The 25,119-nt window shown below is 53.0% G+C and carries 23 protein-coding genes; 19 read left to right on the top strand and 4 right to left on the bottom strand.

Going from position 1 to position 25,119, the window contains the following annotated elements; all coding sequences use genetic code 11:
• Nucleotides 1-116: 116 nt before the first annotated feature.
• The 8 genes from OIN60_RS17570 (at nt 117) to OIN60_RS17605 (ending at nt 8,847) form a co-directional block, all read left to right on the top strand.
• A complete protein-coding gene (locus OIN60_RS17570; protein WP_305756200.1) occupies nt 117-3,218 on the top strand; it encodes a DEAD/DEAH box helicase in 3,102 nt (1,033 codons plus the stop codon).
• A gap of 11 nt (nt 3,219-3,229) precedes the next feature.
• Nucleotides 3,230-3,934 (top strand): phosphoribosylglycinamide synthetase, encoded by a 705-nt coding sequence (locus OIN60_RS17575; RefSeq protein ID WP_305756171.1) that lies wholly within the window; start codon nt 3,230-3,232, stop codon nt 3,932-3,934.
• A 138-nt stretch (nt 3,935-4,072) separates the two neighbouring features.
• Nucleotides 4,073-5,038, top strand: coding sequence for a M15 family metallopeptidase (locus OIN60_RS17580; protein ID WP_305756172.1), 966 nt, complete (start codon nt 4,073-4,075; stop codon nt 5,036-5,038).
• Nucleotides 5,039-5,209: 171 nt separating this feature from the next.
• Complete coding sequence (locus OIN60_RS17585) at nt 5,210-6,235, top strand: potassium channel family protein (RefSeq protein ID WP_305756173.1); 1,026 nt, start codon at nt 5,210-5,212, stop codon at nt 6,233-6,235.
• Between the two features lie 17 nt (nt 6,236-6,252).
• Entirely contained in the window at nt 6,253-6,717 is a 465-nt protein-coding gene (locus OIN60_RS17590; RefSeq protein ID WP_305756174.1) for a hypothetical protein, read from the top strand.
• Nucleotides 6,714-7,028 carry a hypothetical protein gene (locus tag OIN60_RS17595; RefSeq protein ID WP_305756175.1) on the top strand — a complete coding sequence of 105 codons (315 nt, stop codon included), beginning with the start codon at nt 6,714-6,716 and terminating at the stop codon, nt 7,026-7,028. The genes OIN60_RS17590 and OIN60_RS17595 overlap by 4 nt, the downstream gene beginning before the upstream one ends.
• Nucleotides 7,029-7,031: 3 nt before the next feature.
• Nucleotides 7,032-8,381, top strand: a complete 1,350-nt coding sequence (locus OIN60_RS17600) for a glutathionylspermidine synthase family protein (RefSeq protein ID WP_305756176.1) — start codon at nt 7,032-7,034, stop codon at nt 8,379-8,381.
• 61 nt (nt 8,382-8,442) lie between these two features.
• A complete protein-coding gene (locus OIN60_RS17605) occupies nt 8,443-8,847 on the top strand; it encodes a DUF350 domain-containing protein (RefSeq protein WP_305756177.1) in 405 nt (134 codons plus the stop codon).
• Between the two features lie 175 nt (nt 8,848-9,022).
• Here the strand turns inward: OIN60_RS17605 and OIN60_RS17610 are convergent, their stop codons facing one another.
• Nucleotides 9,023-11,362 (bottom strand): UvrD-helicase domain-containing protein, encoded by a 2,340-nt coding sequence (locus OIN60_RS17610; RefSeq protein ID WP_305756178.1) that lies wholly within the window; start codon nt 11,360-11,362, stop codon nt 9,023-9,025.
• A 314-nt stretch (nt 11,363-11,676) separates the two neighbouring features.
• Between OIN60_RS17610 and OIN60_RS17615 the strand changes: the two genes are divergently transcribed.
• A complete protein-coding gene (locus OIN60_RS17615; RefSeq protein WP_305756179.1) occupies nt 11,677-12,432 on the top strand; it encodes a zinc-ribbon domain-containing protein in 756 nt (251 codons plus the stop codon).
• 62 nt (nt 12,433-12,494) lie between these two features.
• Nucleotides 12,495-13,289, top strand: a complete 795-nt coding sequence (locus tag OIN60_RS17620; protein ID WP_305756180.1) for a TrmB family transcriptional regulator — start codon at nt 12,495-12,497, stop codon at nt 13,287-13,289.
• A 158-nt stretch (nt 13,290-13,447) separates the two neighbouring features.
• Here the strand turns inward: OIN60_RS17620 and mscL are convergent, their stop codons facing one another.
• Nucleotides 13,448-13,948, bottom strand: a complete 501-nt coding sequence (gene mscL / locus OIN60_RS17625) for a large conductance mechanosensitive channel protein MscL (RefSeq protein WP_305756181.1) — start codon at nt 13,946-13,948, stop codon at nt 13,448-13,450.
• Between the two features lie 247 nt (nt 13,949-14,195).
• On the opposite strand from mscL, the gene OIN60_RS17630 reads away from it, so the two are divergent.
• On the top strand, nt 14,196-15,440 hold the full coding sequence (locus tag OIN60_RS17630; protein WP_305756182.1) for an outer membrane protein assembly factor BamB family protein: 1,245 nt from the start codon (nt 14,196-14,198) through the stop codon (nt 15,438-15,440).
• A 123-nt stretch (nt 15,441-15,563) separates the two neighbouring features.
• Here OIN60_RS17630 and OIN60_RS17635 read toward each other — a convergent pair whose 3' ends face one another.
• Nucleotides 15,564-15,845 (bottom strand): transposase, encoded by a 282-nt coding sequence (locus tag OIN60_RS17635; protein ID WP_305756183.1) that lies wholly within the window; start codon nt 15,843-15,845, stop codon nt 15,564-15,566.
• Nucleotides 15,846-15,912: 67 nt separating this feature from the next.
• Nucleotides 15,913-17,052 (bottom strand): MGDG synthase family glycosyltransferase, encoded by a 1,140-nt coding sequence (locus OIN60_RS17640; protein WP_305756184.1) that lies wholly within the window; start codon nt 17,050-17,052, stop codon nt 15,913-15,915.
• 749 nt (nt 17,053-17,801) lie between these two features.
• On the opposite strand from OIN60_RS17640, the gene OIN60_RS17645 reads away from it, so the two are divergent.
• The 8 genes from OIN60_RS17645 (at nt 17,802) to nfsA (ending at nt 25,064) form a co-directional block, all read left to right on the top strand.
• Nucleotides 17,802-17,990: a hypothetical protein gene (locus tag OIN60_RS17645; RefSeq protein ID WP_305756185.1), complete on the top strand. Its 189-nt coding sequence runs from the start codon at nt 17,802-17,804 to the stop codon at nt 17,988-17,990.
• A 185-nt stretch (nt 17,991-18,175) separates the two neighbouring features.
• Nucleotides 18,176-18,895: a hypothetical protein gene (locus tag OIN60_RS17650; protein ID WP_305756186.1), complete on the top strand. Its 720-nt coding sequence runs from the start codon at nt 18,176-18,178 to the stop codon at nt 18,893-18,895.
• 51 nt (nt 18,896-18,946) lie between these two features.
• Nucleotides 18,947-19,357, top strand: a complete 411-nt coding sequence (locus OIN60_RS17655; protein WP_305756187.1) for a GntR family transcriptional regulator — start codon at nt 18,947-18,949, stop codon at nt 19,355-19,357.
• Nucleotides 19,354-20,283 carry an ABC transporter ATP-binding protein gene (locus tag OIN60_RS17660; RefSeq protein ID WP_305756188.1) on the top strand — a complete coding sequence of 310 codons (930 nt, stop codon included), beginning with the start codon at nt 19,354-19,356 and terminating at the stop codon, nt 20,281-20,283. Before OIN60_RS17655 ends, OIN60_RS17660 begins: the two co-directional genes overlap by 4 nt.
• A complete protein-coding gene (locus tag OIN60_RS17665) occupies nt 20,280-21,182 on the top strand; it encodes an ABC transporter ATP-binding protein (protein WP_305756189.1) in 903 nt (300 codons plus the stop codon). The genes OIN60_RS17660 and OIN60_RS17665 overlap by 4 nt, the downstream gene beginning before the upstream one ends.
• Entirely contained in the window at nt 21,175-22,482 is a 1,308-nt protein-coding gene (locus OIN60_RS17670) for an ABC transporter permease (protein WP_305756190.1), read from the top strand. Before OIN60_RS17665 ends, OIN60_RS17670 begins: the two co-directional genes overlap by 8 nt.
• A gap of 562 nt (nt 22,483-23,044) precedes the next feature.
• Nucleotides 23,045-24,148 carry a Gfo/Idh/MocA family protein gene (locus OIN60_RS17675; RefSeq protein WP_305756191.1) on the top strand — a complete coding sequence of 368 codons (1,104 nt, stop codon included), beginning with the start codon at nt 23,045-23,047 and terminating at the stop codon, nt 24,146-24,148.
• 175 nt (nt 24,149-24,323) lie between these two features.
• Nucleotides 24,324-25,064 carry an oxygen-insensitive NADPH nitroreductase gene (nfsA, locus tag OIN60_RS17680; RefSeq protein ID WP_305756192.1) on the top strand — a complete coding sequence of 247 codons (741 nt, stop codon included), beginning with the start codon at nt 24,324-24,326 and terminating at the stop codon, nt 25,062-25,064.
• Nucleotides 25,065-25,119: the final 55 nt, after the last annotated feature.

Genomic DNA, 25,119 nt, shown 5'->3' on the forward strand with positions numbered 1-25,119 from the left:
TTATGACCATGATCTGTCCCATGACGTAAACTTTTTGGCAAAAGGGTTTTGAAAAGAATGGTTTTTCGTATATGATGGAGAGTAACAATTTGACAAAGGCTGGACGGGAGATAGATATGGATCAACCGCTGTATGGAATTTGGCTCGGAGATGTATTTTTTTGTTTTTCCGGTGAAACGTCGGAACCACGTGTAGACGCATGGAGCAGTATCGTGCGCAAAATGAGGCTTAAGGACGGCTCGCAGCCCTTCCGGCAGGCTGCCCTTAGGCTGGCGGAGGTGCGTCTGTCAGGCCCTGCGCGGCAGGAGCCGGTCAGGGGGGGCAAACGGCGTGCCATGCTGGGGCGGACGCTGGAGGGTCTCGCGATTGATGCGAAGGAGACAGCGTCCTTACTGCTGCGGCTCAATGAGCAGGAATGCGCTACTGCTGGCGTTCGCCTCGGCGAAGAGATCGGGTACTGGCAGAAGGCGGCGCTGTTTGCGCTGGAGCTGGTGCAGCAGGGAGAGATCGTCCCTGGTTTGATGGAACTGCGGCAGGCCGGGGCCAGGCGGCGCGGCGGACAGGAGGCTGCGGTTGGAGTATGGCTCCCGCGGCTGAGCGGGGAAGCGAGCATTGCCCGGTTCCGGGAGCTGGCTGCGGCCATGCCTGCCATCGGCCTGGCGGCGCCTGCCGCCTTTGCCGGGAGAGAGCTGGAAACGCGTGAGGAGGCCGCCTGTGTGGTGCTGCATTCTTTTATATCCGCGATGGTCCATGCGGAGACGACAGCCGCCATCACCGCGGCGGAGCGGGATATCGCCAAATACCGGGCCGAATATCGCCGTGGTCGCTCCCCCTTGGCGGAGTTGTGGTGGAACAGTCTGCTCACAGGCTCGCGTCCACTGCCGGTGCAGGGCACTGCAGTGGAGATGGAAGACCTGTCGCGGCAGGTCTCTTCGCTGCGGGGTGCCGCGGTTCCTTATACTGAACGGGAGGAGAAGGAGCCGGAGGAAGGCAGCCTGCGTCTGTGTTTGCGGCTTGAGCCCCCACAGGATGAGCTGAAGGAATGGCGCGTGTCCTTCTGGGCTGAAAGCGACGTGGAGCCAGGGATGCGACTGCCCGCAGAAGCTATTTGGTCTCATCAGGAGCCGGATCTGGTTCGGGGGGACGTCATCTACCGTGAAGTCCACGTACAATTGCTTACGGCGATGGGCCGCGCGTCCGAGGTGTCCGCAGGCATACGTGAGACTCTGCTGCACCCCCGACCAGAGAGCTTCAGTCTGGAGCCGGGGGACTTCTTCCGTTTCCTTACAGAGTCGGTTCCGCTGCTGCAAAAGGGCGGGGTTACCGTGCAGATGCCTTCACGCTGGAGTCGGGAAGAACGGCGCCGGGCAGGACTCAGGCTGCGGATGAGGGATACGGGACAGGCGGAGAGTGCTGCTTCACCACTGGGAATGAGCCGGGTTGTTGCTTTTGACGCGGAGGCGGTGCTTGGCGGGGAGAAGCTATCCATGGAGGAGCTGGAGGCGATTGCGGCCGCCAACCTGCCTTATGTCAGGCTGCGCGGCGAATGGATTGAGGTGGACCCGAAGGAGATCCGGCAGGTGCTTCGGTTCATGAAGAAGCAGGAGGAGGGCGAGATGTCCTTTGCCGAGTGGATGCATTTGTCAGCAGAACAGGACATGACGGGAGAAGCCGTGTGGAAGGGGCTGTCCATCTACGGAACGGAGTCGTTCGGCCTGTTGGCCTCGCTTGCCGACGGAGGCAGCCTGCGCTCCGTCAAGCCGCGCCCGGTCCCTGCTGAGCTGCACGGCGAGCTTCGTCCTTACCAGGAGCGGGGATATCAGTGGCTATCGGCGATGCGTGACTTAGGCTTCGGGGTATGCCTTGCGGATGATATGGGGCTCGGCAAAACCGTGCAGGTGATTACCTGTCTGCTGGATTACAGGAAGCTCCGCACGGAGAACGGGCCTGCCCTGATCATCTGCCCTACATCTCTGCTTGGCAACTGGCATCGGGAGCTGCAGCGGTTCGCTCCGGATTTGTCTTTATATATTCATCATGGCGGGCAGCGCCTGCACGGGCAGGGTTTTCAGGAGGAGGCGCGCAAGCATGATATCGTGCTGACAACCTATCATCTGGCAGGCCGTGATGGGCCGGATCTGTCGTCCATTACCTGGTTGTCGGTTGTCCTTGATGAAGCTCAGTATATTAAGAACGCCCGCACCAAGCAGTCGCAAAGCGTCATGAAGCTGTCCTCCCCGCATCGGATCGCCATGACGGGCACGCCGGTCGAGAACCGGCTGAGCGAGCTGTGGTCGATATTCCAATTTCTGAATCCGGGGTATCTGGGAACGGCCTCATCCTTCCGCCAGCGGTATACGATGGCGGGGGAGGAAAGGGGTCTGGCGCTTCGCGAGCTTCACCGGCTGGTGTCGCCCTTTATGCTGCGCAGACTCAAGAGTGATCCTGACATCCGCAAGGATCTGCCGGAGAAGCTGGAGTTTAAATCGTACTGTGCGCTAACCCCTGAGCAGGCCGGCATGTACCGAGGCGTAGTGGATCAGTTGATGGGCAACATTGATGGACAGAGAGGCATCGCCCGTAAAGGTCTGGTGCTGTCGTCCTTGACCAAGCTGAAGCAGATCTGCGACCATCCCGCACTGCTTGCCCCTGGGCGGAGCGATATGGCAAAGCAGGAGGCTTCCGGCAAAATGGAACGGCTGCTGGAGCTGGTGGAGGCGATCCGGGAGAACGGAGAAGCCGCCCTTATATTTACACAGTATGTAGGGATGGGAGAACTGCTCGTATCGCGGCTGGAGCGCGTGTATGGGCAGAAGCCGTTTTTCCTGTACGGCGGCCTTCCCAAATCACAGCGGGACGAGATGGTCCAGCGTTTCCAGCAAGGGGATGGGCCGGATTTGTTCGTGCTGTCCCTGCGTGCCGGAGGCGTGGGCTTGAATTTGACCCGTGCCAGCCATGTGGTGCATTATGACCGCTGGTGGAATCCTGCGGTCGAAAATCAGGCTACAGATCGTGTTTTCCGGATCGGGCAGAGCCGGAATGTGCAGGTGCATAAGCTGATCTGCCAAGGAACACTGGAAGAGCGGATCGATGAGTTGATCGAGAGCAAGAAGGCGCTCTCCGAGCAGGTTGTAGGCTCGGGTGAGAACTGGTTGACGGAAATGTCGGACGAAGAGCTCCGTGGACTGATCTCATTGCAAAACGACATCTGGGTATAAGGAGGAGCCGTATGCAAGTTAAGCTGCAAATATCCGTAGGGCGCTGGGAGGCGGTGGTCACTCCTGCAGCCGGTCCGGGGAATGGGTCGGCTTCGGCTGCTTCGCCAGGATACCGGGTTATTGGGACCGCTCCGCTGTTAACGGCGGAGCGGAAGGCACGGCTGCTGGCGGAGCTGGGGGAATGTCCGCTGGAGCTGTACAAGCTGCTGCAAGGGCAGGGCACCCCTCTGTTGGACGCGTGCGATCTGTCTACTGCGCAAGCGGAGGCATGCTCCTGCGGAGCTGCGGACTGCCCGCACGCGGCTGCGGCGGCGCAAGCGCTGGCCGCCGCGCCGCTGCAGAGGCTGCAGCTTGCGGGCCTGCCGCGCGAAGAGCTGCTGCGCGGCGTCTTCGCCGCATGGCCGCAGGAGATGGAGGAGGCCTCCTCTGCTGCGGCCATGGCGGGTGCAGGCACGCGCGGCAGCTCACGCAGCGGCGGCGCGGCCATCGGCGAGTGGATTGCCGAAGCGGCCGCCGAGGGCACGCTGCACCGGCCTGGCCCGGGCTTCCACGCTGTGGAGGTCAAGCTGCCGCAGGAGCTTGTGGCAGACAGCGCCGCGCCGGATGCCGCCGGGCTGCTGCCTGGCCTGCCGCGCGCCGCGCAGGCGTTTGAGCTGATCCGGGGGAAGGCTGCCGCCCGTGCAAGAGAAGCGTATCCGCCCAAAAACAGCGGATAATGTCGCATATGGCCGCATATTGGCGCAGCGGAGCATGAATGTGCGGGGACGGCCTTCATGGCGGGTTTCGACCGCCAGTCTTTTCATGTAAAATAAAGGGGATTGCCTTATTCACATGAAAAGAAACGGGGAAGCATCATGAAACGAGATAAAGAACGAAATAAAGAAACCATAGTATACGGAACAAAACTGCTATTCCCGGCGCTGCTGCTGCCGGGCCTGCTGCTGGCAGGCTGCGGGACAGGCGGCGCGGTAGCTCAGGAAAACCCGCAGGCTGATGCCCCGGCTGACACCAGCCAGACCGTGAAGCCTGTTCAGCCAACCCCAGACACAGGCAATACCGATAGTTCCGACAGCACAGATAAGCCCGATAACACAGGTGAATCGGGTAACACAGGCGGTGGAGGAAAGGCTGCTGACAGCGGGAAGGGCTTGGATGCCACAGATCCGGTTCTGGCGGAGCGCACCGCAAGCTCGCTCCAATCGACCACCAAGAAGGTGGGTGGAGTCGCCGTTGTAACCAATGCCACCGCTCAGACGGTCATTGTTAACAAACAGCGCAGCCTGCCTAAAGGCTATAAGCCCTCCGATCTGGTGGAGCCGGATGTTCCGTTTTCCTTCGAAGGCCCGCATGAAAAGCGGCATATGCGTAAGGAAGCGGCGGGGGCGCTTGAAGAGCTGTTCGCGGCTGCGAAGAAGGATGGCATTAAGCTGCGCGCGGTGTCCGGCTACCGGTCCTATGCACGGCAGAAAACGATTTACAATAACAATGTAAAAACCAAAGGTTTGGAGTATGCGTCACGAGTCAGCGCAGTTCCCGGCATGAGCGAGCACCAGACCGGCCTTGCCATTGACGTGTCCAGTCCTAGCGTAGGTAATGCGCTGGAGGAATCCTTCGGCAGCTCCAAGGAAGGCAAATGGCTGGCGAAGCATGCCCCTGAATATGGTTTTGTCATCCGTTATCCGAAGGGACAAGAAGCGATCACGGGTTATGTCTATGAGCCGTGGCATATCCGCTACATCGGCCCAGATCTGGCGAAGGATGCGGCAAGCAAGGGACTGACTCTGGAAGAGTACTTTGATGAGGATCACATTAAGTTGTAGAAGGTGTGGACATGATAGTTTGTCTGCTCGTTTCGAGGACCGTCTTCGGCTGAAGACGGTTTTTTAGCGTTAATTTTTTTCCAAAATGAACCTATAAGTCAGCAATTACGTATAGTTGTAAATAGTGCCAACTCGTTAGGTATAGACTGCCGCGTGAAAGGGGGTGAAGAATTGTTATTTTTTTTGCGCCGCATGTCTGTGAAAATGCTTGGAGTGAAGAGCAGCTTTATTCTTATGTTCGCCGCCGGGTTCGTGCTCGTGAGTTCGATGATCATCTATTGGATTGAACCGGCGACCTTCGGCACATGGTTTTCCGCAGTGTGGTGGGTGATGACAACGCTATCGACCGTCGGATATGGGGACTATTATCCCGTAACGACGGGCGGGAGACTGTTTGCCATGTTTTTATATCTGTTTGGCATCGGACTGCTCAGTCTTGTGATCGGCAAGGTTGTTGATGTGTTTGTGAAGCTGAAGGAAAGAAGGGAGAGCGGGAGATTGGACTATTACGGAAAAGGTCATGTCATTGTGCTGAACTGGAGCCGCAAAGCCCAGTATGCTGTCGAGGAGCTGCTGGCCACCGATCCCGGTCTTGAAGTTGTAGTGGTGGATGCGGGTGAAAGAATCCCTCTAAGCCATGAGCGGGTTCATTTTGTGAGCGGTGATCCCACGGCGGAGGCGACATTGCACAAGGCAGGTATTCACCACGCCAGGGCGGCCATTATTCTGGCCGATCCGAATGTCGAGGACTACGCTTTGGTGGATGGAAAATCTCTGCTGATTGTGTCCGGTATTGAGCGGACGGCTCCAGAAGTACATACCACAGTTGAGATTATGCTGGAAGACCACATATCCAATTTTAAGCACGTACATGTCAATGACTTTATCGTCTCTCATGAGGCGGTTTCCCGATTGGCGGTCCGTTCCGCACTGGAAGAAGGAAACGCGGAAATCTTCCGGCAGTTGTTAAGCAGTAGGCATGGCGAGGATCTGCAGGAGGTGCCGGTTGATCCGGCATGGCGGACCTACCGTGAGGCGTTCGTACACCTGCTGGAGCAGGGGATCACCTTGATCGCGGACCGGTCTGATTTAAGCATTAACCGCAAGCTTGACCAGCCGATCCCTCCGGATGCACGTCTGTACGGGGTATGTGATGAAGCGAGCTATGCACAATTGATGAAGAAAGGAAGGGAGTAGCTATTTATTATTCGCTTATGTACCGGGAATGGTCCGAAGTAAAGCAGCGGGAGGTCCGCAGCCTGTCGCATGAATCCGTATCAGGCGATGAGCTTTTCTTAAGGAAGCTTGTGGATGCGACCTGCCTGAACGGGCGATTGTGGGGGCATACCTCCCATGAAAATGAAGATAATCTGGCTCATTCTGTCTATGTAACGCCATTCAAGGAGCAGGTGTCTGAGCCGTATGCTTCGGCGATTACAGAGGTGTTGTCCGGGGAAGGCACCGCCTCGTCTCTATTAAAGCCTTCATACTGGCTATGGAAAGAGAAGCGATTCCATCCAATGGACCGCAATGAAGCTTCGGTATTCACGCTGGAGCTGGCCCGGCGGCTGCTGGATCACTATACCGTGCTGGATGGTAGGACCTATCAGTATTTATACTCTGTGCTGGATACTGGCCGCAACAGCGTGCATTTCTTCCTGGAGGAGGTTGATTTATGATGCAGGAGGAGTTCAAGCCCGGCTCTAAGGTGAAAATGGCGGCTTTCGCGCTAATGCTTGTCGTTCCGGCTGCGCTGGCAGGCTGCGGTAATGATGATGACTGTGATGACCCGGATTATTATAATCCGGATGTTTGCGATTATAGCTCAAATGGCGGCGGGTACTATGGCGGCATCTATTACGGAGGTTCTTCGCACAACAGTTCTTCCTACAGCAGCTCCACAAAAAGCAGCTCATCCTATAAATCGGGTTCGTCGCACAGTGGCTTTGGAAGCGGTGGCTCCGGTGGCGGTTTCTTTTCGGGAGGTTAAGCCATGCGGAGGATTTTACAACTGCCCGTCCGGCATGATGATTTATTTACAGGCAGGATTGCCGGACAAATTCCGTATCACCGGATGTACGGCAAGCAGTACTGTCTGCCCGCGCTGACCGTGTATGGACAGAAGGAGATGGAGGAGCTGATCTATGCGGCGGAAGCGGTTGACGCCATCTACCGCAAAGTGCTGGCATTTGTGCAGGAATATATGCCGGATAGTTACCTGACTGGTCCTCTAGGCATCCATCCCGGACTGCTGCGCGCGGCGCGTACGCCTGTCCCCTACGGCGGCATTACCCGCCAGGACTGGATTATTGGAGAGCAGGGTATGAAGTGCATCGAGAATAATACGGATACACCGACAGGTATCCCGGAGGCGGCTTATCTTGAAGGTGAACTGGTGCGATTGGCAGCATCTCTGGCTCTGACATCTCCCTCACAAGGCATGAATAAGCAGCTGAGGGAGACGCTGTCGGCGCTGATCGGGTTGTACAGGGATCAGGGATTGGATGGAAAAGTTTTCTTTACATGTTATGACTGGCATACTGAGGATCGGATGAACACCTGCTATCTTATGCGGATGTGTGAGGAAGCTGGTTTTGCTGCAGCCTATGCGCCGCTTGAGGAGCTGGAAATCATCCCGGATGAAGGGCTGTTCCATCGGGGGGAGCTGATTCGGATTCTTTACCGCTTGTACCCGCTGGAATATTTAATTCACGACCGGGAGACGGAAAGCGGACTGGAGGTCGGACATGAGCTCATTCGATTGGTGGAGCAGGGCAGGCTTGGTCTGATGAATCCGCCTCAGCACATGATTACCCAGAGCAAAGGCTTTATGGCCACGGTCTGGTCGCTTTACGAACGTAATGAGCAGACTCCGGAATTTTGCGGGTTCCGTCTATTCGATGACAGTGAGCTGGAGATCATCCGGACTTATCTGCTGCCCACTTATTTCGATGCCGCGCCTTTTGAACAGACCGGAACTGCTTATGCGGCCAAAGGAATATGGGGTCGGGAAGGCAAGGGCACCATGCTGATGAATGATTCCTGCGGAGAGGTGGATGAAGGTCGTTCCCGAGTGGAAACGGGGACGCTGACGGCCGAGAAAGCCGCTGAATCTGCCGAAGCTGAGGCTTATTACAATGAGCAGCCCAAGGTCTACCAGCATTATTGGCCAATGCAGGGCGCGGAGGTCGCAACAGAGGAAGGGCTCTACAAAGGGCATCTGCTGACAGGTATATTTGTTGCTGGAGGCAGGTTTGCGGGTGTGCTTCCTAGAATCGGGGAGAAGGTAACCGGTGATATGGCCTATTACTGTGCGGCGGTGGTTGAGCCGGAGGGCGGCTAGTTTTTACACCGGACGGGCACCATGTTTTTATTCTATATAGATTACAGAAGGAGGAGAACTCTTGAATCAATTCGGGTTATCCCTAGTTAACTTGGGAATCGGTATCGTCCTATTATTTATTGTGCTGATTGCCGGCTACTTCGTGTTCAGTAAAATCACCCGGTATAACGATAACGAGGAAATGGCGCGTGGCAATGAGGCCGCAGGAATCTACATGGGCAGCAAAATGCTGGGCTTGTGCATCATTGTCGGCATGGTGTCCTTCAGCACCCATGCCTGGCTGGATATGCTCATATGGTCGGTGATCGGTATCGTGATTCTGTCCCTGGTTTATATTGTTTTCGACTGGGTGACACCACGCACGAAAATTTGTGAGGAAATTGCAAGAGGAAATGTGGCTCTGGCCCAATTGCTTCGCTCCATCATTATCGGTGTCTCGCTGGTCCTTGGGACATTTTTAATGTAGCAGGCCGTGGGGGAGGCCGAGCAGTAAAGCGGCTCCGAGAACGAAGCGGTTTCTGGTTTAGTCAAAGAGAATATAGAAACGGCGTTCGCGAGTGCGAACGCCGTTTTGTTGTAACTATATCCGTTCAGTATCAGCAGCCTGGGCACCCGCTTATTAAATGTATAAGCAAAATACATTAACGCGCAGGCACGCTGCGTGTTCCCGCCTGCATAACAGAGGAACACAGCGGGCATGCAGGCGCAGACTCCACCGGTGCTGGTGTCTCTGTCCGTCCGTATCGGCTCTGCTTGATATCCTTTCTGATCCATGCGCTGCAGGTGGAGGAGGAGCAGCTCCAGACCGGGACGGTAATCATCCGTGCCTTCCTTTCACGGGCCTGGGCACCGGAGCTTGCCTGAGCTCCCGCACGTTCAGCGGTCGCTTCCGAACGCCCGGGAGCTGCGGACGGCTTGACGCCATAGGCCTCAAGTAGGAAGCGAGAGAGCGCGGCGGTCTTGCCGTGATTGGCTGCGGGTGAGGTGATGTACAGCAATTGTTTCGCTCTGGTGACTGCAACATAAGCCAGCCGCCGCTCTTCCTCTAACAGTTGCTCCGGATCGGTCTGGGAGTCGGGCGTGACCGAAGCAAGCAGATCCTCGGGAGGCTCCTTGCCAAGAGCCGTGCTGTGGGGAAGAATGCCCTCACTGGCACCGATCAGGTATACGCAGGGGAACTCCAGCCCCTTGGCCCGGTGGATGGTCATCAGGCTGACGGCGTCCCCGTCAGCGGCGGTGCGCAGCGATTCCATATCCCGGTGCCGTTTCGACAGCTCGTCCGCGAAGGCTACAAACTCCTCTACTGTCTCAAAGCGGCGTGCGGCGGTCTCCAGTTCCTCCAGACTTTCCTGAAGCGTTTCTTTATAGTGTGTCCAGGTCCCAGGGTCCCCACTTTCCAGATATTTATCGTAAAATACCCTGCGCATCTCCTGGATCGCCAGCAGCGGCGCCATCGCAGCCAGCCCCTTGATCAGCTTGATTCGCTCCTTGACCTGCTCCTGCTGGAAGTCGCGCAGCCGTTCCCAGCGGGTGAGGTGGATCAGCGGGTATTTCTTGGCCTGTTTCTTTTCCTCCCTCTGAATATAATCCATGCCGGTCTCGCGTGGAACATACAATGGTCCGAGCGCGCTCGGCATGCATTCCATACGGCGGGGGTTAAGCGCCAGCCGCAGATGGTCCATTAATGGCCGGATCAGGGACTGATCGTAGAATACCGTGCCTGCCCCGTACTGAATAAACGGCACATCCCGCATCACCAGTTGCTCGAAGATGGAACGGCTGCCGCTGGCCGTGCGGTGCAGAATCGCAATATCGCTGTAGCGCACAATCCCTTCCTCCACCTGACGGAGCAGATGGGATACGACGTGAATGGCCTCTTCCTCTGGATTGGATGGGGTGAAAAACTGCGGCTCCAGCCCTTCCCTGCCGGCGGAGACGAGACGCTTGGCGCGTCTCTTCCGGTTTTTGGCCACGATGCTGGAGCCGAGACCCAGAATTCTCGCGTCACTGCGGTAATTGATGTTTAGGGTGATGACCCTGGCATCCTTATAGACCTTATCGAATTCCAGGATGGATTCCTGGCGGGCCCCGTTGAATGTGTAGATCGTCTGATCGTCATCGCCGACCACCATCAGATTGCGGTGCTTGGCAGCCAGCCTGCGCACCATTTCATACTGCAGCGTATTGGTGTCCTGAAACTCATCCACCATGATATAGGAGAAGCGTCTCTGCAACGGTTGAAGCACCGCCGGATTACGCAGCATCATGGAGGCCCGCAGCAGAATGTCGTCAAAATCCATCTTTTGCCGTTCTTTCTTCCAATCCTCATAAGCCAGCAGAACTCGCTTAGCGTCCCTTTCCTCCTGCCCGTTCTCCGGCAGCTCATGTGTAAGGCGGCCTTCCGCTTTCCAGGCCGACAATGCGGCCAGCAGGCTCTCCGGCTGATAAGCCTCACTGAGACCAAGCTGGCGCAGCAGCATTTTCATTACGGTATGCTGAGCCTGGGTATCCCCGAATATGTCCTCCGTTACTCCTTGATGGCGGAGCAGAGCGAGGGCAAAGGAGTGGAATGTGCGCGCCTGCACCGCCCGTGCCGCCGCCGGTCGTATGTCCGGAAGGGCAGCGATGCGTTCCTTCATCTCGGCAGCGGCCTTGCTGGTGAAGGTCACCAGCAGAATGGACGAAGGGGATACGCCGCGCACCGCCATCAGATAACCGGCGCGGGCGGCCAGCACGGTCGTCTTCCCGCAGCCTGCTCCGGCAAGGGTCAGCAGCGGGCCCTGACCGTAGCGGACCGCTTCAAGCTGTGGCTTGTTCAGCAGAATTCCAGCCTGTTCGAGGGAGCGGAAATAGTGCGCATCCGCTTCACTGTCCCCGACGAGCTGAATGCTTGTATCCATTGATGCGCTTCCCGCCGTCGGGAGGGACAAATTATAAGAGACGCCCAGAGGGCGGGGGTAAAAGCTGTTGTTTGGATCCATGGTGAAACCTCGCTCATTCTCAAAATCTTCCATTTTCCCAAAGAGGGGGAGTTTTTGGTATGATAGACCTGACTCCCCCCAATTGAGTCATTTCATTAAAACAGAACTCTATTATACCGGAGATAGGCTTTTCTCGACAGAGTCGCCATCTTTCGACAAAAAACAACTAGTATCTGCAGAAAGAAGTTTCCAGCCGCGAGGTTATCTATTATAGTAGATTACAAATAAGGAAATTTAGCTGTTTATGGGAATATCAGAATTCAGGTGGCAGAAGCTGTCTGTTGTCTAACCCATGAGCCGATAGGAGGATTTATATGAACCTACTGCAAAAAATTAAAAATGGTGCCAACAAGGCCACTGAAAAAGCACAGCATGCTGTGGAAATTCAAAAAATGAACTCACAGATTGGCTCCATACAGCAGGAAATGGATGTTCATTTTTTGAAAATGGGACAAATCTTCTACGAGGGTTACCGCCTCCGGGATATGTCCGTTGCGGAAGCTGAAATGACCCAGCTCTCGAAAGCCTGTGACGAGCTGCAGGATGAGATTGACAGCATCCGCAGCCGCATCGCTGAGCTTAAGAACGAGCGTTTGTGCGAATGTGGCGCGTCTGTTCCACGGGACGCCAACTTCTGTCCGAAATGCGGGCGCAAGCTCGTGGACGAGACAGCATTCCGAGAAGTGGCAGTTGCGCGCGAGCAGGCTCCTCAGTTCACGGACACCGCGGTTTTCAGCTATGCGGATAAGCCGGTGGAGCCGCCGATAGAGAAGAAGCCGTTCGAGACGCCGGAGCTGGATGAGGATGATTTTGGGGATCCGAATTTTTCACCCGAGGAAAAGGCGGAATTTGATGCGGAATGGGAGCGCCGCCGCAGAGAAGAACTGGAGCGCGAACGCCAGCATGAGCTGGATGAGCGGATTCGTTATTGGAAGACCAACAATCAGGATGAGGAAGTGGAACCTGTAGAAACCAACTCTGCAAGGGGATTGGTGAAGTGTCAAATCTGTACGGCTGAACTCCCAAAAGGGTCTAAGTGGTGCCCGCGTTGCGGGGCGGAGCAGATCTGATGCAGCGTGTCAGCAGATTATTCTAGCTGGCCGGTGTTCGACAGCATGGGAGGACGGAAGGTATGGAACAATTGCTGCATCATTTGAAAAATCTCGGATTTACGGATATGGAAGCCAAGGTTATGGTGGAGCTAGCGAAGAACGGGGACTCTTCAGGTTATGAAGTGTCCAAGCGAACCGGAGCTTCCCGCTCCAATGTGTATGCCGCACTGCAAAGGCTGGCAGGTCAAGGATTTCTGCACACAGGTGAAGGGGAGCCTGTCCGGTACAGCATGCTGCCGGTGGAAGAGCTGACGCGCATCATTTCCGGGCGTCTCCAGGAATCGCTGGAGACGGTGGAAAGAGCTATGCCGCGCCCTGGCTCGGAGACTCCGTTCCATAATATGGAGGGGGACAAGGAAGTACTGGCCAGCCTTGCGCGTGAGCTCGGCAGGGCAAAGTATGAGATCGTCGTGGATGTATGGCGCGAGGAAGCGGCGCTAGTATGCGACCAACTGGAGGAGGCGGAGCAGCGCGGAGTCAGGGTGCTCTGGGCTTGCGACAGCGGTGAAGCTGCTCTCGGCCAGTGGCTGCCGCGCGGCGCGTTCCAAGCGGATGCGGTACCGGCCGGCCGCAAATTTTCGTTTGTCGTTGATCGCCGCTGGTGCATGCTTGGAATGAGGGGAGACCGCGGCCCTACTCAGGCTGTCGTCACGGAGCATCCGGTTATGACGGAGCTGCTGTTGAATCAGTTCGCCCAGGATGTTGTTCTCTACGAAATGGAGAACGACATGGGCGCGGAGCTGTCCTCCCGGTATGGATGGCGGTACGAAACCATCATTGGTAAATATGTTTCCGGCGGGCCGCGTAATGTCTGACATTACGCCGCTTTTACGGAACGGAGCTGGATCCAGGGGAAGAGGTATACCGGGAGGACCGTCATTTGTGTATGCTGCTCGCTATGAACTAAAAACATCCGCCGATGCAATGGGGTCAGTCCCATCTCCGGCGGATGTTTTTGGATTAAAAATAAAAATTATGATTTCTGTACTGCTTCCTCCAGCATGGAGGTGCAGTGCGAGCAGCGGACCGCCTTGATAGGCACTTCCGAAAGACAAAACGGGCATTCCTTTGTTGTTTTCTCTTCTTCCGCTTTCTCGGCCTTCTCCTGTCTGCGTCTCAGCATGTTGATCCCTTTCACCAGCAGAAAAACGCAGAATGCCACAATCAAAAAATCGAGCACTACATTAATGAACTGTCCGTACGATATGACGGCTGCGCCCGCCTCCTGGGCCTTGGAAAGGGAGAGTCGGTTGCCTGCTGCATCGATGGTCTTGTCCGGGTCCAGCGAATAGTAAAGGTCCGCGAAATCCGCTCCCCCCAGAAATTTTCCGATTGGCGGCATTACGATGTCATTGACAACGGAGGTCACGATTTTATTGAAGGCGCCCCCAATGATTACGCCGACCGCCAGATCAATTACGTTGCCGCGAAGTGCAAACTCCTTGAACTCCTGTATAAATCCTTTCCTGCTCATGCTATGAAAATAATCTCCTCTCCTGCTGCTGATTCTCCGCAGCGTGCTTCATTCATTGTACACAAAACCGGACCTTTGCAAAATATGCGGTAGGTCGTATCTTGCTCGTGCCTTTTGCAGAATAAATTGCCAGATGTTAAAATAGATATAGAATCATAACTACGTTGGTTGCGTGATACCGCCCGGATATGTATTCTGGCGGTTTTGTGCGTTGGTGAGGTTGAAGAAAGTAGGGGGAACAACAGCTATGAAATTAAAAAAATGGAAGTTATGGACCAGCGCGGCCCTGACTGCGGTGCTGCTGACGGGCTATCAAGCGGGAGTAACGGACGCCGCTATAGCTGAAGAGACAGCAACCAAGCTATCACAGCCAGCCTTTTGGACGTCTCCCGCTCTTGTGGGAACGAATGGACAGAACGGTGTGGAGCAGACGGCGGAACGGAATGTGCATGCCGTGCCTCGCCAGAGGCTTGTCTATGTGCATACCCGCCAGGCTGTGAGTGTGGAGCAGGATATGACTGGCTATCTGGATATTTTGCAGGCTTTTGATGATCAGACGGGCGAGCTGAAGTGGCAGTATGAGCTGCATAAGGAGAAGGGACCCTACACTGAAAGTGCCCAGTTGATGTATACCGGGTCCGGTATAGTTTACATCTATGCTCAATACACGGACGGTACGGCACGCATTCACGCCATCTCGCCGACAGGAACGGAGACATGGTCGCTGGAAGTTGCGGGCGGCAGCAAAGTCAGCCTGATAAGCAGCAGCAAGCTGCTCGTTTATAAGGAAGGCGAGCCTTCCTGGGACGGATCGGTATCCACTACGATTACGCAATATTCCACTGAGGGCAAGCTCATTTCCCAGAGTCTCCTTAATGGTACGGTCATCGCTGCCGAGGCCGACAGGATCGTGATGAACGTGGATCGTAAGGTTCAGGTGGATGAACAGTGGCGGGATGCTCCTCATCCTAGTATTAAAATATTAGATGATTCGCTGTCCGTATTGGATTCATATACGTTCCCTTCGGATATGCGAATTTACACGGACGGGGACCCTGTGGTTATGTTGAGCGACGGTTCAGTGCTCGTGCGGGCTGCAAGTGACGTACAACAAGGCGGCATGCTCCTCGGATTCGATGCGGATGGCGAGAAGAAGTGGGAGCGCCATATCCCGGAAGGTGCTATAGTTGAGCCGGCTGTGTCCGGAAACTATGTTGTCTATGCTAACGGCAAACTTGAGACTTACAATGTATTCAATAAAATGCTGGAACGCACATTTACGTATGATCCTTCCGGTCCGGCGAGTATCAAACTTACGGAAGATGGAAATCTTCAATTGGTTCTTGGCTCTTCTGTCTATACATTGGACCCTCTGACACAGAAAACCATAAAATTATTTGAGCTGGAACATTTGGGTAGCCCCTTCGATATGACGGAGAAAGCTGTGTTCTCGGCAGTGAACAACCAACTGCTGAAGGGACTAATCCGCTAAGTCTCAAGTCGTTAATCTAAAAAGCCAAAAGGACGAGGCCCGTTTACGACGGGCTTCGTCCTTTTTTATTGGCTTACGATATTCCATTTTGGAAGCAGTTCTAACCGTTCCAACGATACAGGATTAAGGGTGTCCGCTCTTCTTTTCCTTTCGCGGGTGCGTAACTTTCCCTATCTTGTCGGTATCGTTTTCCTTGGGAACGAGCCGCTCATCTGTAGTCCCCTCATGGTGATTGTCGAAGGAATACTCGGTCAGCTTCCACTCGCTTTGTCCCAGTACAAGATCTGAAGGAAAATGCTGTCCCCGCTTCAGATGCTGCTCATGGCCGTCCTCATCCTGATACACACCGTCAACTTCTACAGATTCTCCCGAAAGCGGGAGTATATCTTTGTCATTAGAATCCATAAATGTCTCCTTCCGTTACACGTTCTCCTGGTTAAAATGCCCTCAAAGAGAAAAAATCATGCAAATATCAGACAGAGGCGGTGACGGGAGCAAACCATTGGCTCAGGATGTCATCGGCGATGGTGTACGCGGCATGAGGCTTGCGGAGGCGGCTAACAGCCTGCTTCATCCGTTCTGCCTGCAGAGGATCTGTGAGCAGCCTGCTGGCTTGCCCGATCAGCTCCTCCGCATGGTGGGACAGCAGAGCGGCACCCTTTCCTTCGAGATAGAGGGCGTTGTTCAACTCCTGGCCTGGAACAGGGCGGTAAATCAGGATCGGCAGCCCGGAGGCGATGCTCTCGGCCAGAGTGATTCCCCCGGGCTTAGTAATGACCATATCGCTGGCCTTCATCAGAGAGGGGATACGGTCCACGAATCCGAAGGTATGGATATCCGGCAGCCCGGCAAATTCATGATCAAGCTCGGACTTTAGCGTCTCGTTCCGGCCGCATACGATCAGCACGCGCACATCCGGGAGGCGGATGAGGCCGCGGCAAATATCACGAATACCGGATAATACGCCGAAGGCTCCGGCCATCAGAAGTACGGTCCGTTTGTTCGGCGCTGCTATTTCGCCATTGTCCAGCCGCAGCAGTCCATCTATTGCACCGCTGAATGACGGATGAATCGGTATTCCGCTGGCAATGACACGGTCCGGGTGGATTCCCCGCTCCTCGGCTTCCCGTTTCATATCCTCGGTCGGTACATAATAACGATCGATATCCGGATGCAGCCAGCGCCCGTGCAAATCAAAGTCCGTAAGCACATTGACGATCGGCAGATTCATACCTGTTTTGCGCCGCAGCGCAGGGAGCGCAAGTTGCGGGAAGGTATGAATGACCAAATCCGGCTGTACATGCGCGAGCGTCTCCTGCAGCTTACGCATGCCGAAGGAATGCAGCATGCTGCCGAAAGCCGATCTGGCGTGCATATCCTTGGTCAAGTTGTAGACCCAGCCGTAAATTTGCGGGATCGTTTTGAAGCTCTGCATATATACGAATTTAGTTAACTCATTCAGCAGCGGATGGGCCTCGGCCATCAGGTCCAGCAGAATGACCTCACAGCTTCCCCGCTTGTGCAACGCGGCTTCGATAGCCCGTGAAGCCTGATAATGGCCGTTGCCGTAGCTGGCGTACAGAATCAGAATTTTCGGTGTTTCGTTCCCCATGTTGATGCCCCCATTATCAACCATCTGTCTTTCATTGTACTCGAATTGTTCAGGTTTCAGCAGCCACATTCCGAACTTAAGCATATCATGGAAGGTCAGATACAGGCCAATATGCCCCGATGTATGAGCGTCCGGGCCACAAGACAGCTTTGCATTTTAGGATACTTAGCCGGATGATTTCGTCAGCACGCACGAGCAGCTTCTCGTCTGCGCAGGGTTCAATAGTCTGTACTGCGGGTATTCGTGGGCATATGGCCACCGGTTACATTGAATATCGGGATAGACTTGTCCACCGTGCAGAGCCTCTTTTTCCCGCCAATGTGGCGGATGGATGTATTATAGCCTGTGGATTCAGGATAAAAGTAATATTTCTGTAATGTTTCCGGAACCACCGGCTTCCTTTAATATTCTGCTGATGATTGTTAGGTATACTGCAATTAATTTACTTATATAAATTCCTGCCAAAAGTCCGATGCATATTATGACCCTCTGTAGTACAGTACTAAGAAAAATAGACAGAAAATTGTGGCTTTACCTGGAAAGTGAATCTGAATTCTGAATATGATATAATGTGGATGTGATTCAGGCAGAAGCGATTCGGGTAAGTCTAGTGTCAGGCATACGGCCATTTGGCTCGTTCCCCGACCTAAGCTATATTCTACTTGCTACTTCAGTGTATATGTTGACATGACTTTGCAGCATTCTCTTCATCGGAGCATTTATTTCCAACGTTTTGGGAGGGAGTTAACATGGCAACGAAAGGTCATAATGAAGTCAAAGAAAGCCTGCGGGAGATGACTCGAATTTTCCGGCCAAAGGATCCCAAAAAGTTTGTAAAAGAGTACGTACGCAAGTATCGGATTACCGGAGGGTATGAGGAGGAACTCACCCTTGTGGTGGAGAATGAGCTAGGTCGACTGGATTCTTCTGTCTCTTGAGCCGTACGTTACCGTAAATAATCAGCGCATCGGCAACGCCGTCCTTTTCACGGTCACGTGATAAGGGACGGCTTTTTTGTGTTTTGGCAAGGTTGACGGAAGGATCCAGAGTTTATATACTGTGTATAAAGATATATACAGTAATCACACCTATGGAATGGATGAGAAGTGAAAGGATTGATGACATGGCAGCTTTTAAGCAGGCGTGGCGGATTACGATGCGGGAGTTTAGCGCAGACCGTTATGTTGCGTTATGGACGCTGATTTTTATAGCTTATCTCGCGCTGTTGACCTCTTTTGTTATAAATGCTCAGTTGGAGAGGGAGAGCTTTAAGAATCCGGTTGCTGATTTTATGCTGCTGGCGCTGATTCCGTTTCTCGGGTTTATTTTTAATCACCGGGCTTTCAAGTATCTGCAGGAGGATTCATACACGCAGATGCTGGCATACTTCAGGCTGCTGCCTGTGGGGGCCAGAACTGTGATTACAAGCCGAATTCAGCAGGCAATTCTTGCATTTTTGGCCAACGGCACCCTTTACTTTGCGATGCTGTTTCTGACTATTGAGCCTTTGCGCGTGATCCAATCTCTGGGTTTTTATGTATCATTTGGGCTTACCTGGATCGGTTACGGCATGATCGTGAACAGCCTGTACATGTATCTGGAATTTCTGGTCAAAGGAAAAACCTATTTTTGGCTATCACTGTGGATCATGGGCTCATCCGTCATTGTGGCTGCTATCGTCAGAATATGCGGGGGCAATATGATTTTATGGACACGAGATATGAGCCTGGCATGGGGAGTGGCCTCTCCGGCCATGTGGCTGGCGCTGGCAGCCGGTACGGGAATGATGCTGCTGTCCTCACGACTGATGCTGCGTAAGCTGATTGCACGTGATCTGGTCTAAAAAGGGGGCTCGGGCGGGCGTTAGCCCAGAAGGCGAGGGTGAAGAAGAACGATGAACATACCGGTGCAAATTGACGAGAACAGCGCCGAACCGTTGTATGCGCAGATCAAGAAGCAGCTTAGATCATTAATCATTACAGGCCAGATTCCTGAAGGCACGCTGCTGCCTTCCATAAGGGAATTTGCGGGCAGGCTGAATTGCAGCGTGATCACCGTTCGCCGGGTATATCAGGATCTGGAGAACGAGGAGCTGCTGCGAACCCGTCAGGGGACGGGCACCTTTGTGGCGAGTATCGGCACGGATATGAAGGAGAGCTACCGTCTCAAGGCGGTTAAAGAGGCGATGGAGCAGGCGGTGAACATCGGGTTAGCAGTGCAGTGCACCAAGGAGGAGCTGCGGGCTCTGTTCGACGAAGCGGTTGCCAGAAAATACGGGACAGCAAAGGGGGAGGAACAAGCATGAGGAACGCGGAGAACATCGTGATTGAGATGGAGAATGTCACCAAGGCAAGAGGCAGTCGTCAAATCGGACCGATTACACTGGCGGTGCCCGCCGGTTATGTGGTCGCGCTGGTCGGACATAACGGTTCTGGGAAAAGCACGCTGCTGCACATGCTGACCCGGCTTGCGTTGCCGGATTCTGGGCAGATTCGCTGGTTCGGCCGGAGCTATGAAGGAGAGCTGCCCCCGGATGTCCGCCAGTGGATCGGATACATGCCTGAGCATTTCTTTGCCGAAGAAAACAGGATGACCGCGGAGCAGGCAGCCAAACTTCGCGCGTTATGGTATTCCGGCTGGGACGAAATCCGTTTCCGGGGACTGATGGAGAAATTTGAGGTACCGGCACATACTAAGCTATCCAAGCTGTCGAAGGGCGAGCGGAGGAGGTTTGAGCTGGCCGCCGCGCTGGCTCCTCATCCACGCCTCCTGCTGCTGGATGAGCCATCATCCGGGCTGGACCCTTTTGCCTGGAAGATGATGCTGGAAGAGCTGCGGGATTGTATGAGGAACGAGAAGACGACCATTATTATGGCCACTCATATCGTAGATGAGATCAAACGGCTGGCTGACTATATTGTCCTGATGCATGAAGGTAAGCTTCTCGGCTGCGCCGAGAAGGATCATCTGCTGGAGAGCGGGAAGGAAATATGGTTCGAGGGTACGGAGGAGGATGCAGCCGACCTGCCGTGCGTTCTGGAACGGAGCCAGGAAGGACTGCTGCAGCGTGTCGTCACGATGGAAGCAGCTGTGGCGGCGGAAGTGTTGCAAGAGGCAGGCATCCGCATTCTGCGTACCCGGGCTCTCGAGCTTGATGAATTAATGATGCACTGGGCGGCTGGACGACTGCCGCAGCATATGACATCTGTGGGAAAGGGGAATGAAGCATGAGCATGCTGCAATTGGAACAGGTTGTGAAGCAGTATGGGGACAAAACAGCAGTCAACGAGGTATCCCTGCAGGTGAACAACGGTGAGATTTACGGTCTGCTGGGAGGCAACGGGGCGGGTAAGACGACCACGATGCGTATGGTGCTGGGCTTGATCTACCCGGATGGAGGGCGCATTCTGTATAACGGCAAGCCGTACAGCGCCGAGCTTCAGCACAGCATGGGCTATTTGCCCGAAGAACGGGGATTATATCCGAAGGTGAAGGTCAGCGAGCAGATTATCTATCTCGGTCGGCTGCACGGCATGTCTGCCAAGGATGCGGACCAAAGCCTGCGTTACTGGCTGGATCGTTTTGGCGTACCGGAGTACTACGATAAGAGGATTGAAGAGCTGTCCAAGGGCAACCAGCAGAAAATGGGCTTTATCGCTGCAGCCGTTCACCGCCCCCCGATCCTCGTTCTGGACGAGGCCTTCAGCGGGCTTGATCCTGTTAATGTAGAGCTGCTTAAGGACACGGTCAAAGAACTGCGCGATCAGGGTACGGCCATTCTCTTCTCCACCCACCGGATGGAGCATGTAGAGGAGCTGTGCCGCAACATTACCATTCTGCACCGCTCCAACACGGTGGTGCAAGGTGAAATCAAGTCCATTAAAGACCGCTATCCGCGCGAAAAGGTACGGCTGGTGACATCCCGTGATATAGAGGGCTTGGACATGATTCCAGGTGTACGTAAGGTAGAAAGGCTGGAGCATGGCTGGATGCTGTATATCGACGAAGCGGCAGCCGCTCAACGTATTTTGCAGACAGCTATGGCACAAGGAGACATTCTCCGTTTCGAGATTATGGAGCCTACATTGAATGAAATTTTCATCAAGGAGGTCGGAGAAGCTCATGAATAAAATGGGAACGGTGATCGGCTTTACTTTTCGCCAAAAAGCCAGAACCAAATCGTTTATATGGACCACCATTATACTGGCGCTGCTCATTACGATTGCCATGAATATTCCGTACCTGATTTCTATATTCAAGGGAGACACGGCGGGAGAAACAGGCGGCAAGGAACAGGTCCAGCTTGGGTTGATCGTGAATGACTACACCACAGTTGCAGACGAGCTGGAGCAGTACAGCCTGACTCAATCGGTCACGCCCGTCGAATGGGTTCACTATCCCAGTGCAGGGGACGATAAATTACGGACCGCTATTGCAGAGGATCAGGTTCAGGGATATGTGGAACTGGTGAGGCCTGAAGGTGAGGGAGCATTCCCACAGGTGCGCTATGCTTCAGTGGACGATGAACCGTCCGAGGAGATCGTATCTCTGCTGCAATCCGGGCTGCAGAAGGCCAAGACGAAAGCTGTAGCAGGGGATGCGCTGTCAGCGAATCAGATAGCGCAGATCACGGAGCGGGTGGCCATTGATAGCAGAGAGGTTAGCAAAGACGAGGCAGGTGGCGGGAACGGTACTGCTGCGGAAGAGCAGGTAGGGGACATCAACTATGCCATTATCTATGTGCTGATGATCCTCTTCTTCACCTCGGCGATGATGACAGGCAACATGATCGCTGCTGAGGTCACAGCCGAGAAGAGCTCGCGCGTGATGGAAATCCTTATCACCAGCGTGTCACCTCTGACCCAGATGTTCGGTAAGATTATCGGGATCTTTTATGTGGGAATGCTGCAGATTGTGGTGTTCGCTCTTGTCGTGGGTGGCAATCTGCTGCTGCCGCACAACGAGGCCATCCTGGGCCAATTCGATCTGCGGCTTGCCGATTTGAATTATGCTGTGCTGATTTACGGATTGTTGTTCTATATACTGGGATATTTTTTATATGGCGTGCTGTTCGCTGCGGTGGGTTCAATTGTCAGCCGTACGGAGGACCTTGGTCAGGCGGTTATGCCGATCACCATGCTGTCGCTGGTCGCCTTTTATATCGGGATCTTCAATATTGCAGCTTCGGATAACATGCTCGTGAAGGTGGCAAGCTACATCCCATTCACGTCGCCGACCGTTATGCTGCTGCGCATCGGCCTCGACCGCGCCGCCGCCTGGGAAATCTGGATTTCGCTCGCGCTGCTGGTGGCGGCAATCCTCTTCTTCGGCTGGCTGGCGTCCAAGATTTACCGGACTGGTGTGCTGATGTACGGCAAGCGTCCGACGATTAAGGAGCTGCGTAAGGCGATGAAGGCGTACAAGATATAGATTGATCGTGATGTCTTATGTTGATCAAATCAGAAAATTGAAATAAATGGAAGTTGTAATGAAGAAAGAAGGGTCAAGATTAAATATCTTGACCTATTTCCTATACAATACTTCCAACATCCGGAAAGAACACTCTGTGTAAAAGCTATCGCGTACATATCACTTTTTTCATCCATGAACTTCTTGTTCAAAACCTTCATTGCAAACCCTCATTCATATCACTCCTAATCTATAGGTACAAAAAGATGTACTATGTTCATTTAAATTGCCCTCTTTGCAAACGAAACGAATACACTTATGATTGGCTCAACAACCAAAACAAAACCATTTTAGTTTGCCTACGATGTAAAAGAATAATAAACTTATTTTGGTTTTATAGTTAGCAGGCTAATTAATCAGTATATTTTTTTTAATCCTATATTTAGTAAGCTAACTAATTAAATATAACACAGAAAAGAGTTACTGATAAGTGAATAAAGTAAATAGACTTCAACTTTCGATTTTATAAGAGTATCAAGCAATTGATGAGTTAATACATTTAAAAATAAGGGAGATGTTTTCATTGAGTAAAAAAATTCGTACAGGAATCATAGGTGCTTCAATTAATAATGGTTGGGCGAGGGGTACACATATTCCAGCCATTGAGCATTTGGATGAGTTTGAGCTTACTGCAGTGGGGACAAGTAATATGGCGAGTGCAAAGAAGAGCGCAGAAGCTTTCCATGCAGATCACGGCTTTGATAACATGGAGGATCTGGCTCAACATCCTGATGTGGACATGGTCGTCGTCAGTATTAACGTCAAGGAACATTATAATGCGGTTAAAGCCGTTCTGCCTGCTGGAAAACCGATCTATTGCGAATGGCCACTGGGATCAAATACGAATGAAGCACTTGAAATGAAAGAATGGGTAGCTTCCGCAAATTTGGCAAATGCGATTGGATTACAGTCCAGACAAGCCCCAGCCATTCGGTATGTGAAAGATTTATTGGCAGAAGGTTATGTTGGGAAAGTATTGTCTGCCAATCTAAAGATCTCCATTGATGGCATGGGTGGCGTGGGTGACAAGTCCAGTGCGTACTTGTTTGATCGAAAGATTGGAGGAAACTTGCTGACCATTGTAGGTGGACATAATCTGGATGCATTTACCTATATGCTTGGGGACTTTGCCGAACTTTCTGCCCTCACAGCACAGCAGTTTCCTGAAGTCGAATTGGTGGATATTCAGAAAGTTATCAAGAAGACGACAGATGATCAAATACTGATTGCTGGAAAATTAACGAGTGGTGCCGCAGCAAATGTTCATATTCAAGGTGGAGTCAAACATCAGACAGGATTAACACTTGAAATTTTTGGAGATAAAGGCACAATCGTGCTGAGTGCACCTGCATCTATTCAATTCGGATCACATCAATTACGCGGTGCAGGACCTACTGACAACGAGCTTCGTGGACTAACCATTCCCGATGCCTATTACTGGGCTCCACAATCTCTAAAAAATGACTCAGGCATTGTTCTGAATATGGCTCAGGCTTATCGTAAATTCGCCCAAGATATTCAAGAAGGAACATCCTTAACACCTACTTTCGAAGATGCGGTGAAACTTCATCAGTTACTTGATGCCGTCGAAAAATCAGCACAGACCGGTGAACGTCAATACTTTTAATGCTAAAAAACTCGAATTCGCTGCGCGAACGTAAAGAACGATATGACAAGGCACATGAGAGCATACAAATTTTTGATGGTGTTGCGGATTTTGCAAATCAGGTTATACCCATCTTGCAGGAGCGTGGTTTGTTCCACAAGGAATATGGAATAAACGAATAGAGGAGAGGATTTTAATGAATCATACGCTTGAATTGCTTCATAACCATACATCATTTCGTTCTTACACATCTCAACCCCTGACTCAGGAACAAATCGATGCGATCTTTCAGGCAGCGAATCAAACTTCATCGTTCAGTCTCCTGCAGGCCGTGTCCATTATTCGAATCACCGATCCGATTCTTCGGAAAAAAGTCAGACACCTTTCTGTCAATCAACCTTATGTTGAAGAAGCGGCTGAGTTTTGGATTTTCTGTGCAGATTTTAACCGGAATCATCAAATTGCTCCGGAAGTGGATATCGAATATATTGAATTTCTGTTAATCGGTTCATTCGACGCCGGACTGGTAGCACAAAATGCGTTGACCGCTGCCGAATCCATGGGGCTAGGCGGGGTGTATATTGGTGGGATCAGAGCAAATATTAACGAACTATCTGACGTATTGGGTTTACCGAAGTATGTGATTCCTTTAGTGGGGCTATGCATCGGTCATCCATCTGGAAATAAGCCTGAGCTGAAACCTCGGCTGCCTCAATCCATGGTTTTATTTGAAAATCAGTATCAATCTCTCGATCAAGAAAAATTAGCTATCTATGATGAAACCATGTTGAAGTATTATGAAAATCGTCCGACGAAAGCCCCTTTCACCGTGAAAAAAGTAAAAGGATGGAGTGACCACATCCAGGATCATCTCCAGAGAAGTATTCAGCCTCAAATGATGGATTATCTGAACAAGCAAGGGTTTGCCAAAAAATAAGTTTCAGACGGAGCCAAACGGTTGGACCTTAGAGCCGCCACCAATAGGCGGTAGC

Source organism: Paenibacillus zeirhizosphaerae, assembly GCF_030705605.1.
Classification (GTDB): domain Bacteria; phylum Bacillota; class Bacilli; order Paenibacillales; family Paenibacillaceae; genus Paenibacillus; species Paenibacillus zeirhizosphaerae.

Bases quoted from the DNA above. Each gene is read 5' to 3' on its own strand.
- OIN60_RS17645 (WP_305756185.1), top strand. From the start codon at position 17,802: ATGGCAACGAAAGGTCATAATGAAGTCAAAGAAAGCCTGCGGGAGATG.
- OIN60_RS17575 (WP_305756171.1), top strand. From the start codon at position 3,230: ATGCAAGTTAAGCTGCAAATATCCGTAGGGCGCTGGGAGGCGGTGGTC.
- OIN60_RS17595 (WP_305756175.1), top strand. From the start codon at position 6,714: ATGATGCAGGAGGAGTTCAAGCCCGGCTCTAAGGTGAAAATGGCGGCT.
- OIN60_RS17635 (WP_305756183.1), bottom strand. From the start codon at position 15,845: ATGGATTCTAATGACAAAGATATACTCCCGCTTTCGGGAGAATCTGTA.
- OIN60_RS17650 (WP_305756186.1), top strand. From the start codon at position 18,176: ATGGCAGCTTTTAAGCAGGCGTGGCGGATTACGATGCGGGAGTTTAGC.
- OIN60_RS17610 (WP_305756178.1), bottom strand. From the start codon at position 11,362: ATGGATCCAAACAACAGCTTTTACCCCCGCCCTCTGGGCGTCTCTTAT.
- nfsA (WP_305756192.1), top strand. From the start codon at position 24,324: ATGAATCATACGCTTGAATTGCTTCATAACCATACATCATTTCGTTCT.
- OIN60_RS17660 (WP_305756188.1), top strand. From the start codon at position 19,354: ATGAGGAACGCGGAGAACATCGTGATTGAGATGGAGAATGTCACCAAG.
- OIN60_RS17665 (WP_305756189.1), top strand. From the start codon at position 20,280: ATGAGCATGCTGCAATTGGAACAGGTTGTGAAGCAGTATGGGGACAAA.
- OIN60_RS17580 (WP_305756172.1), top strand. From the start codon at position 4,073: ATGAAACGAGATAAAGAACGAAATAAAGAAACCATAGTATACGGAACA.
- OIN60_RS17670 (WP_305756190.1), top strand. From the start codon at position 21,175: ATGAATAAAATGGGAACGGTGATCGGCTTTACTTTTCGCCAAAAAGCC.
- OIN60_RS17620 (WP_305756180.1), top strand. From the start codon at position 12,495: ATGGAACAATTGCTGCATCATTTGAAAAATCTCGGATTTACGGATATG.
- OIN60_RS17590 (WP_305756174.1), top strand. From the start codon at position 6,253: ATGTACCGGGAATGGTCCGAAGTAAAGCAGCGGGAGGTCCGCAGCCTG.
- OIN60_RS17655 (WP_305756187.1), top strand. From the start codon at position 18,947: ATGAACATACCGGTGCAAATTGACGAGAACAGCGCCGAACCGTTGTAT.
- mscL (WP_305756181.1), bottom strand. From the start codon at position 13,948: ATGAGCAGGAAAGGATTTATACAGGAGTTCAAGGAGTTTGCACTTCGC.
- OIN60_RS17615 (WP_305756179.1), top strand. From the start codon at position 11,677: ATGAACCTACTGCAAAAAATTAAAAATGGTGCCAACAAGGCCACTGAA.
- OIN60_RS17600 (WP_305756176.1), top strand. From the start codon at position 7,032: ATGCGGAGGATTTTACAACTGCCCGTCCGGCATGATGATTTATTTACA.
- OIN60_RS17640 (WP_305756184.1), bottom strand. From the start codon at position 17,052: ATGGGGAACGAAACACCGAAAATTCTGATTCTGTACGCCAGCTACGGC.
- OIN60_RS17630 (WP_305756182.1), top strand. From the start codon at position 14,196: ATGAAATTAAAAAAATGGAAGTTATGGACCAGCGCGGCCCTGACTGCG.
- OIN60_RS17570 (WP_305756200.1), top strand. From the start codon at position 117: ATGGATCAACCGCTGTATGGAATTTGGCTCGGAGATGTATTTTTTTGT.